The 12,458-nt window shown below is 63.9% G+C and carries 6 protein-coding genes; 1 reads left to right on the top strand and 5 read right to left on the bottom strand.

What is annotated here, in order from left to right; genetic code table 11:
- The 5 genes from G3N99_RS24030 to G3N99_RS24050 all read right to left on the bottom strand — a co-directional run.
- Window positions 1-7,936, bottom strand: a 7,936-nt coding sequence (locus tag G3N99_RS24030) for an ESPR-type extended signal peptide-containing protein (RefSeq protein ID WP_206123641.1), incomplete at its 3' end; no start/stop codon positions are given.
- A gap of 1,015 nt (window positions 7,937-8,951) precedes the next feature.
- Window positions 8,952-9,854, bottom strand: coding sequence for a ferritin-like domain-containing protein (locus tag G3N99_RS24035; RefSeq protein ID WP_174936218.1), 903 nt, complete (start codon window positions 9,852-9,854; stop codon window positions 8,952-8,954).
- A 95-nt stretch (window positions 9,855-9,949) separates the two neighbouring features.
- A complete protein-coding gene (locus G3N99_RS24040; protein ID WP_011354057.1) occupies window positions 9,950-10,168 on the bottom strand; it encodes a hypothetical protein in 219 nt (72 codons plus the stop codon).
- 235 nt (window positions 10,169-10,403) lie between these two features.
- Window positions 10,404-11,054: an NAD(P)H-dependent oxidoreductase gene (locus G3N99_RS24045; protein WP_206123639.1), complete on the bottom strand. Its 651-nt coding sequence runs from the start codon at window positions 11,052-11,054 to the stop codon at window positions 10,404-10,406.
- 310 nt (window positions 11,055-11,364) lie between these two features.
- Window positions 11,365-11,670, bottom strand: coding sequence for an NIPSNAP family protein (locus tag G3N99_RS24050; RefSeq protein WP_059622447.1), 306 nt, complete (start codon window positions 11,668-11,670; stop codon window positions 11,365-11,367).
- A gap of 279 nt (window positions 11,671-11,949) precedes the next feature.
- Here G3N99_RS24050 and G3N99_RS24055 point away from each other — a divergent pair.
- The coding region (locus G3N99_RS24055) for a GNAT family N-acetyltransferase (protein WP_206123640.1) at window positions 11,950-12,458 on the top strand (509 nt) is incomplete at its 3' end.

Here is a 12,458-nt window from a genome sequence, read left to right on the forward strand (position 1 = left end):
CGCCGTCGTTGGCGTAGTTGCTTTGCTGCACGCCGTTGTCGTTGACGCTGTAGTAGTGCGTCTTCGCAGCGTTGATTGCGGTCGAGGTCGAGGTCGACAGCGACGACACCGAGCTGTTCGTGCTGCTAAGGCCGGTGGACAGCGAGCCGATGCCGGTCGACGTCGACGTGGACAGCGACAGGATCGTGCTGTTCGTGCTGCTCAGGCCGGTGGACAGCGAGTTGATGCCGGTCGAGGTTGAGGTCGACAGCGACGTGATCGAGCTGTTTGCCGACGAGAGGCCGGTCGAGGTCGAAGTCGACAACGAACTGATCGAGCTGTTGGCCGACGACAGGCCGGTCGAGGTCGAAGTCGACAGGGAGCCGATCGAGCTGTTAGCCGACGAGAGGCCCGTCGAAGTCGAGGTCGAGAGCGAGCCGATCGAGCTGTTGGCCGACGAGAGGCCCGTCGAGGTCGAGGTCGAGAGCGACGTGATCGAGCTGTTGGCCGACGAGAGGCCGGTCGAGGTCGAGGTCGAGAGCGACGTGATCGAGCTGTTGGCCGACGAGAGGCCGGTCGAGGTCGAGGTCGAGAGCGACGTGATCGAGCTGTTGGCCGACGAGAGGCCGGTCGAGGTCGAGGTCGAGAGCGACGTGATCGAGCTGTTCGCCGACGAGAGGCCGGTCGAGGTCGAAGTCGACAGCGAATCGATCGAGCTGTTGGCGGACGACAGACCCGTCGAAGTCGAAGTCGACAGCGACGTGATCGAGCTGTTGGCCGACGACAGACCCGTCGAGGTCGACGTGGACAGCGAATCGATCGAGCTGTTCGCCGATGACAAGCCCGTCGAGGTCGAGGTCGACAACGAGGTGATCGAGCTGTTCGCCGACGACAAGCCGGTCGAGGTCGAAGTCGACAGCGAGGTGATCGAGCTGTTGGCCGACGACAGGCCGGTCGAGGTCGAAGTCGACAGCGAGGTGATCGAGCTGTTGGCCGACGACAGGCCGGTCGAGGTCGAAGTCGACAGCGACGTGATCGAGCTGTTAGCCGACGACAAGCCGGTCGAAGTCGACGTGGACAGCGAATCGATCGAGCTGTTAGCCGACGACAGGCCGGTCGAGGTCGAGGTGGACAGCGACGAGACCGAGCTGTTCGTCGACGACAGACCCGTCGAGGTCGAGGTCGACAGCGAATCGATCGAGCTGTTGGCCGACGACAAGCCGGTCGAGGTCGAAGTCGACAGCGAGGTGATCGAGCTGTTGGCGGACGACAGACCCGTCGAGGTCGAGGTGGACAGCGACGTGATCGAGCTGTTGGCCGACGACAGGCCCGTCGAAGTCGAAGTCGACAGTGAATCGATCGAGCTGTTAGCCGACGAGAGGCCGGTCGAGGTCGAGGTCGACAGCGACGAGACTGAGCTGTTCGTCGACGACAGACCCGTCGAGGTCGAGGTCGACAGCGAATCGATCGAGCTGTTGGCCGACGACAAGCCGGTCGAGGTCGAAGTCGACAGCGAGGTGATCGAGCTGTTGGCGGACGACAGACCCGTCGAGGTCGAGGTGGACAGCGACGTGATCGAGCTGTTGGCCGACGACAGGCCCGTCGAAGTCGAAGTCGACAGTGAATCGATCGAGCTGTTAGCCGACGAGAGGCCGGTCGAGGTCGAGGTCGACAGCGACGAGACTGAGCTGTTCGTCGACGACAGACCCGTCGAGGTTGAAGTCGACAGCGAATCGATCGAGCTGTTAGCCGACGACAGACCCGTCGAGGTCGAGGTCGACAGCGAGGTGATCGAGCTGTTGGCCGACGACAGGCCGGTCGAGGTCGAGGTCGACAGCGACGTGATCGAGCTGTCAGCCGACGACAGGCCCGTCGAGGTCGAGGTGGACAGCGACGAGACTGAGCTGTTCGTCGACGACAGACCCGTCGATGTCGAGGTCGACAGCGAATCGATCGAGCTGTTGGCCGAAGAGAGACCGGTCGACGTGGAGGTCGACAACGATGTGATCGAGCTATTAGCCGAGGACAGACCCGTCGAGGTCGAAGTCGACAGCGAATCGATCGAGCTGTTGGCCGAAGAGAGGCCGGTCGAGGTCGAGGTGGACAGCGACGTGATCGAGCTATTAGCCGACGACAGACCCGTCGAGGTCGAGGTCGACAGCGAAGTGATCGAGCTGTTAGCCGACGAGAGACCGGTCGATGTCGAGGTGGACAGCGACGAGACTGAGCTGTTCGTCGACGACAGACCCGTCGAGGTCGAAGTCGACAGCGAATCGATCGAGCTGTTGGCCGACGAGAGGCCGGTCGACGTCGAGGTCGACAGCGAGGTGATCGAGCTATTAGCCGACGACAGGCCGGTCGACGTCGAGGTGGACAGCGACGTGATCGAGCTATTAGCCGACGACAGACCCGTCGACGTCGAGGTCGACAGCGAATCGATCGAGCTGTTGGCCGAAGAGAGGCCGGTCGATGTCGAGGTCGACAGCGAGGTGATCGAGCTGTTAGCCGATGACAAACCGGTCGAGGTCGAGGTGGACAGCGACGCGACTGAGCTGTTCGTCGACGACAGACCCGTCGAGGTCGAGGTGGACAGCGAATCGATCGAGCTGTTGGCCGAAGACAGACCCGTCGACGTCGAGGTCGACAGCGAAGTGATCGAGCTGTTAGCCGACGACAGGCCGGTCGAGGTCGAGGTGGACAGCGACGAGACTGAGCTGTTCGTCGACGACAGACCCGTCGATGTCGAGGTGGACAGCGAATCGATCGAGCTGTTGGCCGACGAGAGGCCAGTCGACGTCGAGGTGGACAGCGAAGTGATCGAGCTGTTAGCCGACGAGAGACCGGTCGAGGTCGAGGTGGACAACGACGTGATCGAGCTATTGGCCGACGACAGACCCGTCGAGGTCGAGGTGGACAGCGACGTGATCGAGCTATTGGCCGACGACAGACCCGTCGAGGTCGAGGTGGACAGCGAAGTGATCGAGCTGTTAGCCGACGACAGGCCGGTCGACGTCGAGGTGGACAGCGAGGTGATCGAGCTGTTTGCCGACGACAGACCCGTCGACGTCGAGGTGGACAACGACGTGATCGAGCTATTGGCCGACGACAACCCCGTCGACGTGGAAGTCGAAAGCGACGTGACCGAACTGTTGGTCGAGCTCAGGCCAGTCGACAGCGAACCAATACCGGTCGACAGCGACGAGATTGCGCTGCTGGACGACGACACCGTCGTCGACAGCGAATCCAGGGCCGTATTGGTCGCAAAGAGCTGCGAGCCGTTGATGGCGTCGGTACTGGTCGAGGAGATCGCGCCGGCCGCAACGTTCGTGACCTGGCGCTGGTTGGTCGAACTGCCAACGCTGACCACGCTCGTCGGATTGCCGCCTGCGAACGTGCTGGTTACACCGCCGACGGTACCGGTAGGTGTCGGGTTGGCCGCGGCCGTGACGGAGCCGCTGCCCAGCGCGACGCTGCCGACGTTGCTCGCGACGGCGTTCGGGCCGATCGCGACCGCGCTGCTTGCGTTCGCGTTCGCGGCATTGCCGACGGCGACGCTGCTTGCGCCTGCTGCGTTCGCAGCATTGCCGACGGCGACGCTGCTCGCGCCCGCGGCAGTGGCGGCTACACCGGCTGCGAGCGAGTTGATGCCCGTTGCGCCGTCGTTGTTGTAATTGGCTTGTTGCACGCCACCGTCGTTGACGCTGTAGTAGTGCGTCTTCGCGGCATTGATCGCAGTCGAGGTCGACGTGGACAGCGAGCCGATCGAGCTGGTGGCCGACGACAGACCGGTCGAGGTCGAGGTGGACAGCGAGGTGATCGAGCTGTTGGCCGACGAGAGGCCTGTCGAAGTCGACGAGGACAGCGACGTCACCGAGCTATTCGTCGAGCTGAGGCCCGTGGACAGCGAACCGATCGAGCTGGTGGCCGACGACAGACCGGTCGAGGTCGAGGTGGACAGCGAGGTGATCGAGCTGTTGGCTGACGACAGACCCGTCGAAGTCGACGAGGACAGCGACGTCACCGAGCTATTCGTCGAGCTGAGGCCGGTGGACAGCGAACCGATCGAGCTGGTGGCTGACGACAGACCCGTCGACGTGGAAGTCGACAGCGAAGTGATCGAGCTGTTAGCCGACGACAGACCCGTCGAGGTCGACGAGGACAGCGACGTTACCGAGCTATTCGTCGAGCTGAGGCCGGTGGACAGCGAACCGATCGAGCTGGTGGCCGACGACAGACCGGTCGAGGTCGAGGTGGACAGCGAGGTGATCGAGCTGTTGGCTGACGACAGACCCGTCGAAGTCGACGAGGACAGCGACGTCACCGAGCTATTCGTCGAGCTGAGGCCGGTCGACAGCGAACCGATCGAGCTGTTAGCCGACGACAGACCCGTCGACGTGGAAGTCGACAGCGAGGTGATCGAGCTGTTAGCCGACGACAGACCCGTCGACGTGGAGGTCGACAGCGAAGTGACCGAGCTGTTGGTCGACGAGAGGCCGGTCGACAGCGAGCCGATCGAGCTATTGGCGGACGACAGGCCCGTCGAAGTCGAAGTCGACAGCGACGTCACCGAGCTATTCGTCGAGCTAAGACCGGTGGACAGCGAGCCGATCGAGCTGGTGGCCGACGACAGACCCGTCGAGGTCGAGGTGGACAGCGAGGTGATCGAGCTGTTGGCCGACGAGAGACCCGTCGACGTGGAAGTCGACAGCGAGGTGATCGAACTGTTAGCCGATGACAGGCCCGTCGAGGTCGAAGTCGACAGCGAAGTGACCGAGCTATTGGTCGACGAGAGGCCGGTGGACAGCGAACCGATCGAGCTGGTGGCCGATGACAGACCCGTCGAAGTCGACGAGGACAGCGACGTTACCGAGCTATTCGTCGAGCTGAGGCCGGTGGAAAGCGAACCGATCGAGCTGGTGGCCGACGACAGACCCGTCGACGTGGAAGTCGACAGCGAGGTCACCGAGCTATTCGTCGAGCTGAGGCCGGTGGACAGCGAGCCGATCGAGCTGGTGGCGGACGACAGACCGGTCGACGTGGAAGTCGACAGCGACGTCACCGAGCTATTCGTCGAGCTGAGGCCGGTGGACAGCGAACCGATCGAGCTGGTGGCCGATGACAGACCCGTCGAAGTCGACGAGGACAGCGACGTCACCGAGCTATTCGTCGAGCTGAGGCCGGTGGAAAGCGAACCGATCGAGCTGGTGGCCGACGACAGGCCGGTCGACGTGGAAGTCGACAGCGACGTCACCGAGCTATTCGTCGAGCTGAGGCCGGTGGAAAGCGAACCGATCGAGCTGGTAGCCGACGACAGGCCAGTCGACGTGGAAGTCGACAGCGAACCGATCGAGCTGTTGGCCGACGAGATTCCGGTCGAGAGGCTGGCACTGCTGGTGCTGAGCTGTGCGACCGTCACGGCGTCAGTCGGGGCGGAGCCATCCGCCACGTTCGTGATGCGCCGGTTGGTTGCAGCCGTGCCGCCGCCGACCGAGACTTCGCCACCGTTGGCTGTCTGACCCGTGGCGTAGGCCGCCGTCGTCGGGGCTGCCGCGCCCGTCACGCTGCCGGTGCCGATCGCCACCGCACCCGTGTACTGAGCGGTCGATTTGTAGCCGATCGCAACCGAGTTGGCGCCGGTTGCACTGGACAGCGTGCCCAACGCAACGGATCGCGTATTCGTCGCAACCGCTCCGGAGCCGATCGCCAAAGCCTGCTGCGCAGTGGCCGTGGCCGTGTCACCCAGTGCGACGCTGGCCAGTGCGGTGGCCGTGGAGTTATTACCGATGGCAACGGCTTGCTGCCCCGCGAGCCCATTGACACCGATTGCGACAGCCGCGACGGCCGTGGTGCTCGCGTTTCTGCCGATCGCAGTCGAGTCTTGCGCGGTGGCGGACGCGGCATTGCCGATCGCTATTGCATAAAGGCCCGGTGCAGCTGCGTTGTTGCCAACCGCGACACTGCTGCCGCCTGCGGCAGTTGCGCCCACGCCGGCGGCGAGCGCGTTGACGCCCGTTGCACCGTCGTTGTTGTAGTTGGCCTGCTGCGTGCCGCCGTCGTTGACGCTGTAGTAGTGCGTCTTCGCGGTACTGATCGCAGTCGAGGTCGAGGTGGACAGCGAGGTGACGGAGCTGTTGGTCGAACTGAGGCCTGTCGACAGCGAGCCGATGCCGGTCGAGGTCGAGGTCGACAGCGAGCCGATCGAGCTGGTGGCCGACGACAGACCGGTCGACGTGGAGGTCGACAGCGAGATGACCGAGCTATTGGTCGACGAGAGGCCGGTCGACAGCGAGCCGATCGAGCTGGTGGCCGACGACAGACCGGTCGACGTGGAGGTCGACAGCGAAGTGACCGAGCTATTGGTCGACGAGAGGCCGGTGGACAGCGAGCCGATCGAGCTGGTGGCCGACGACAGACCGGTCGACGTGGAGGTCGACAGCGACGTGATCGAGCTGGTGGCCGACGACAGACCCGTCGAGGTCGACGTGGACAGCGACTTGATCGAGCTGTTAGCCGACGACAGGCCCGTCGACGTGGAGGTCGACAGCGAGGTGACCGAGCTATTGGTCGACGAGAGGCCGGTCGACAGTGAGCCGATCGAGCTGTTGGCCGACGAGAGACCCGTCGACGTAGAAGTCGAGAGCGACGTGATCGAGCTGTTGGCCGACGACAGGCCGGTCGACGCCGACGTCGACAGGCTCGTGATGTTCGACGTCGTCGTGCTTGCCACCGCGTAGAGCTGGCTGCCGTTGATGGCATCGGTGCTGGTCGCGCTGACGAGGCCTGCGGCAACGTTCTGGATTCGGCGTTCCGCGTTGACCTGACCGACGCTGACAATGCCGCCCGCCGCCGCCCCGGCCTGGAAGTTGCCGAACGTCTGGCCGCCGATCGTGGTGCTGGTGACGGTGGAGTTGCCGCCGCTCGTCGCCGACGCGGTGCTGTTCGTCACCGAGCTGCTGCCGAGCGCAACCGAGTTCGCGACGTTCGCGGTCGAGCCGACGCCGATGGCGATGGCGTTGGTGGTCGTTGCATTGGCGTTTTGCGCGAATGCAACGGAACCCGCACCCGAAGCAGTCGAATTCGAGCCGAAGGCCGTTGCGTAAGAGTTCGACGCCACGGCTGCCGAGCCGACAGCCACGGCGCCGGAGCTGCCGCTGGCCGTTGAGCCGTTACCGAGCGCAACCGCGTCCGAGCCGCTAGCCACCGTGGTGGCCGCGAAGCTGCCGACGTTACCCATCGCGATTGCACCCGTGCCCGTCGACGTGGCCGCATTACCGACCGAGATCGACCCGTTCGTGCCCGTGGCCGATGCCCCGCGGCCAACCGCGACGGAAGTATTGTTCGCCGTGCTGTTGGTGCCGAAAGCGACGGAGTCGGTGCCGCTGGCGGTCGCGTTGTTGCCGATTGCGTTCGCGCCGCTGGCGGACGCATTCGAGAACCGGCCGAGCGCGATCGAGTTGGTGCCGGACGCCACGGCGCCGCCCGTGCCCGAGCTGTTGCCGCCGCCGATTGCGATCGCGCTGGAGCCCGACGCTGTGGTGTCGTTGCCGACGGCAGTCGCGCCCGTGTTCAGTGCCTTCGCGCCGGAGCCGATGCCGATCGCACTTGCGCCGGTAGCCGTCGTGGCCTGACCGAATGCCTGGGAATAGTTGCCCGATGCCGTCGCGTTCGCGCCGATCGCGATGGACGTTGCGCCGCTGGCCGTCGTCGTGCTGCCGCTATTGCCACCGATCGCGATCGCCTGTCCGCCGCTTGCGACGACGCTGCTCCCGCCGCCATTGCCCGCCGCATACTGCGCATGCGCAACGTTGCCGGTGGCTGCCCCCGCTACGAGCACAGCGGCCGCGACGGCCTTGACGACGGCCGACTTGTTCGGCTTGCCACGTGCCGAGTCGTGTTCCGATGCGGCGACCCACGCGCCCAGGGCTTCGTTCCAGATCGAGCGGTATGTGCGGTTCATGTCCTGCTACCTCCAAATATGCACGCCACACACCGGTCTCTTTCGTTAGAGGAATACTCCGTGCGCTCGCGCGAATCTCAAAATTGATGGGCGGAGTTTATTGGAGGAGGATTTTTCAGATTGATAAAAAGTGATAAATAGCGGGTTTTGAAAGTTAAAGGATGGTTAATACATCGCGTTTTGATGTATCGGCTAAGAATGTATTGGAAAGTTGTAAGAATGTTTAATGTAGGGTTTGAGGTCGGCCTGAGTTTTTCTGCTTTTCTCATAAGAATCATGGTGTTGCATGAGTTTCGTGCGTTGGGTTACACATTGGGCAGGATCAATAGTAAGACAAATGAAATAGCAAACGTTTGCGAGATAAGTGATCCTTTCGTTTTGTAATGTTGGTGGTCGTGCTAATGGATAATATGATTGCTATTTTGTTAATTTGTTAATTCGCGGCTTGATGGTCGATTTTCTGCTGATTTTCTGGATTATCTATAAATCAATTTAATCTGAAATTCGGAACGTCGGGCTGTGCTGATTTGCGCATCTCGTCCGCTGCGATGGCCCGCGCGACGGGCGTTCCGGGCCGGCTGGCTCGTCGAATTTGTAAAAAAGTGCTACGGGGAGGTGGATCGGACCGTCACCATTCGCCTTTCGAATTTGTCCTATTGACTATTTCGTCGATGGTGACAATCGGACGGGGTTCGAAAACAGGGCGAATCCGTCAGGGAGGCGTGACCTGCGTCGGCGGTGCGCCTGCTGGCGACAGGTTGTCAAAAACGCAGTCGGGCGTCGACCGTGGCGTCCCCGATTCGTCAAATCCCGGGTGTGACAATCTGTCCGCGCGCGCCGAAGCGCTGGAAAAAAGGGCGAGAGTGAGTGTGTCGGGGACGCCACACCCGGCAGGGGGCAGGTCGGTGCGGGATTCAGGCGGCCCGGCGTTTCGATCGCCGAGCGGGCGTTGCCCGGTTGCCCGACCTGGCAACCGGGCACCTGGGCAACCGGACGCTTGCCCGGACCGGCTTCCTTACTTCTTGAGAAACCGCAGCGCAAACCGCGCCATGCGCGGTACGAACATCGGGCGCAGCAGGCGCTTGTCGTAGCCGGCCATTCGCCGGTCGTTCTCGGCGAGGCACAGTTCGATCAGCTCGCGCGGGTTGAGCGCGTCGCCGATGTCGCCGGTGCCGGTCGCCGGGAAGTTCGCGTCACGTGCGACGCCGTCGGAATCGATGCCGCGCGCGATGCCGATGCGCTCCCGGATCAAGTGCACCCACACGGCCGCGACCCGTGCGAAGAACCACGGTCGGCGCCACCACGGGAGCGAGCGCCAGTACCACGCATACCAGTTCACGAAGAACAGGATGTGGCGGCCTTCTTCCTGGATCACCGGCTCGAAGGTGTCGACGAGTTCGGGCGGGAAATAGCCGGAGCGCTGCGCGGAACGGAACAGGCCGAACGCGAAGAAGCTGTCGATGCATTCGCTGAAGCCCGTGACGACCCACCACCACTCGGGATCTTTCGGCGCAGGGTATGCCGGCTCGGGAGCGAGCCGGATGCCGTATGCCTCGACGAGCTTCGACAGCACGACCTTGTGGCGCGCTTCCTCGCCGCCGTCCATCTCGAGTGCGCGGCGCAGCAGCGGATTGCCGATCGTCGCCGCATAGGTCGCCACGCGGATCGATGCGCGGCCTTCGGTCTGCACCGCGATGTCCCAGATCGGCAGCGACGTGAGCCGTTTGAGCTCGGCGGGCTTGAGCGCCGGCCAGTCGATCACCGCCGGTTTGTACGGGTTGTGTGTGTCGAGCAGCATGCGACAGAACATCTGCATGTGCGCATCGGAACCGATCCGTACCGGACCTTGCTTCTCGAAGGTCCAGTTGCGCATTGCGTGATCTGCGGCTGCATGCTCTTCCTGCAGCGTGTCACTCATGGCTGTTGTCATACGTTTACGGGTCGAAAGATTCTTGCATAGCTTCCGTAAACGCGTATTTTCGAGCGGCCATGTGCACGCCGGCCAGGCGTGCGTCACGCGTTCGTGTCGACCCAGAGACGGCCCCAGCGGGACGCGTAGGCCAGCGCGTGCTCTTCCTCGAAGAAGAAATCGATCGCGTCGAACGAAACGGCGCGCGGCGACGGGCCGCCGCTCGCCTTCTCGATCGTCAGGTTGGCGGCGAACAGCCCGTTCGGCAACCGGGCGGCAGCGGGGGCAACTTCGTAGCCCTTGTAGCGGATCGTACGGTTCATGGCGTGCGCGGAGAAAGTTCGGAGGTTCAGCGTACGAAAACCCGCGCGCGGCGTGAACCAATCTTTCGGCCAATGCAAATCACGCAGCGGGCCGAATCGTTATCGGCACGGGTCGCGGGGAAGGGCAAGCGGGGAGAAGCGTCGGCGTGCACGGCGCGTGGCCGTTGGTCCGAATGTGCACCGCCCGCGCCGGCGAACGTGGTCGGCCAGGCGCGGGCGGTGGAAGGCGGGGAAATTACTGGTTGGCGATCTTCAGCACGGGCGCGAGCGCGTCGACCGATGCCGCATGCGAAGCCGCGCGATGCGATGCGAACGCGAGCGCGAATTCGGCCGCCTGCGCGCCGACCGTCTCGAGCTGGGCGACGACCTTCGGATCCGAGCAGCTGTCGGCGCTGTCGAAGCGCGTTTCGAGCGTATTCACGGTCGCACCGAACGGCGTCGGCCAGCCGCGCAGCGCATGCACGATCGAACGCAGCGACGTCAGCACGGTGCCGGCCGCCTGCCAGCCGTACGCGGTGACGATCAGGCCGACCGCGCGGCCGTCGAGATAGGGGCGATCGTCCGCGCGCAGCTCCTCGAGCGTGTCGAGTGCGTTCTTCACGAGGCCGGAGACGCCGCCGTGATAGCCGGGCGTCGCGATGATGATCGCGTCGGCCTGGCGCACGGCGTCGATCAGGTCGCGCTGCGCGTCGGTCAGCGCTTTGTGTTCGGGCGCGTAGTGCGGCAGCGTATGCAGGAACGGACCGTCGAACAGCCGTGTGCGTGCGCCGGCCGCCTGCGCACCGCGCAACGCGAACGACAGCGCGCGTTCGGTCGACGACGCTGCCCGGGTGGTACCGCCAATGCCGACGACGAACGGGCGGCGGTGTTGATCGAATGCAGTCAAGGGGCGCTCCTTGGGGATGGCTTGCCCGGCTAAGCACAGGCTTAAAACCAGATGGTAACGACCCCGCCGCCACTCTGAAAACGACTTTTCGTTCTATCGATATGCCGCAAGGCAGGGGCAATCGTGTGCGCGGCTGCCCAGATCGATAGCAGAAATGCTTGGTTGGGGCAGCGGGCCGTGGTCGATAAGATGGGCCCGTCTCCTCCATGATGTCTCTACTGACATGGGTTGGCCCCGCCGCGCGGATGCAGGCGGGGCTTTTTTTCGTCCGGGTCAGGAAAGGGGGCGCGATGCGCCGGGCGCTTGCCCGTTACTCGAACACCGGCCGGAAGAAGCTGCGCTCGTAGCTGACGATGCAGCGTGTTTCCTCGGCGTAGCGGAACGCGGCCTGGCACGCCGGATCGTCCATCGAGCGTTCGCGGTAGCGCTCGTATTCGGCGAGGCTCGGGAACGAGAACATCGCGAGCGCGATGTTGTTCGCCCCTTCGGATGGCAGGAAGTAGCCGTGATGCGTGCCGCCGAACTGTTCGACGAGCGGAATCCACATCTTGCCGTACGTTTCGAACTGGTCGAGCTTGTATGGATCGACGACGTAGCGAAGGAAGCAGGTGATCATGAGCGCGCTCGGTGAAGGAAGGAATCCGCGAGTCTGGAAGGTGTCGCCGCGTGTGTCAACGGTGCTCGCCGACGCGTGATCCGGCCGCCGGTCGCGTTGCTTGCGCAAACAACGATCGGCACGCTTTCATGCGTTCGCAACGATGCACGCGGCGCCGCGGCACGCACGGTTTAGATCGTCTCTCCCGCACGCATTTCCCCAAACTTTTACGACATTTTTTCTTGCGAGGGCGGTTGGCGCGCTCATAGACTTCGGGCATCCCAACCACGGAGCAAGGCAATGTCGATACCCTGGAACGCGATCGCCGAACGGTCTCCCGCCGCGCCGCCTTCGGTGTGCGCCGATCGGGTGATCGTGCGGCGTTTCGATCCGGCCTTCGACAGCTATGCCCAACTCACGCCGATGCTGCATCGTGCATTTGCGCGGCTCGGCGCGATGGGGCTCAACTGCACGTGCGTCGACCAGAGCGAGGACGTCACGCGCCGCCGCGCGGAAGCGGGCGAGTGCTACGTCGCCGTGTGCGGCGGGCGCGTGATCGGCACGGCCACGCTGTATGCGACCGATCCGTCGTCGGCGTGCTCGCTGTACCGGCGCGAAGGTGTCGCGAGCGTGCGGCAGGTGGCGGTGGACCCCGATTGCCAGAGCCGCGGGATCGGCGCGCTGCTGCTGTCGTTCGCCGAGCAATGGGCCGCGTTGCGCGGCTATACGCTGCTCGCACTCGATACGCCGCATCCCGCTTCGCACCTGCTCGCGTTCTACGGCGCGCAGGGTTTCGACGTCGTCGACGT

It is taken from the genome of Burkholderia sp. Ac-20392 (assembly GCF_017104585.1).
GTDB classification, from domain to species: Bacteria; Pseudomonadota; Gammaproteobacteria; order Burkholderiales; family Burkholderiaceae; genus Burkholderia; species Burkholderia lata.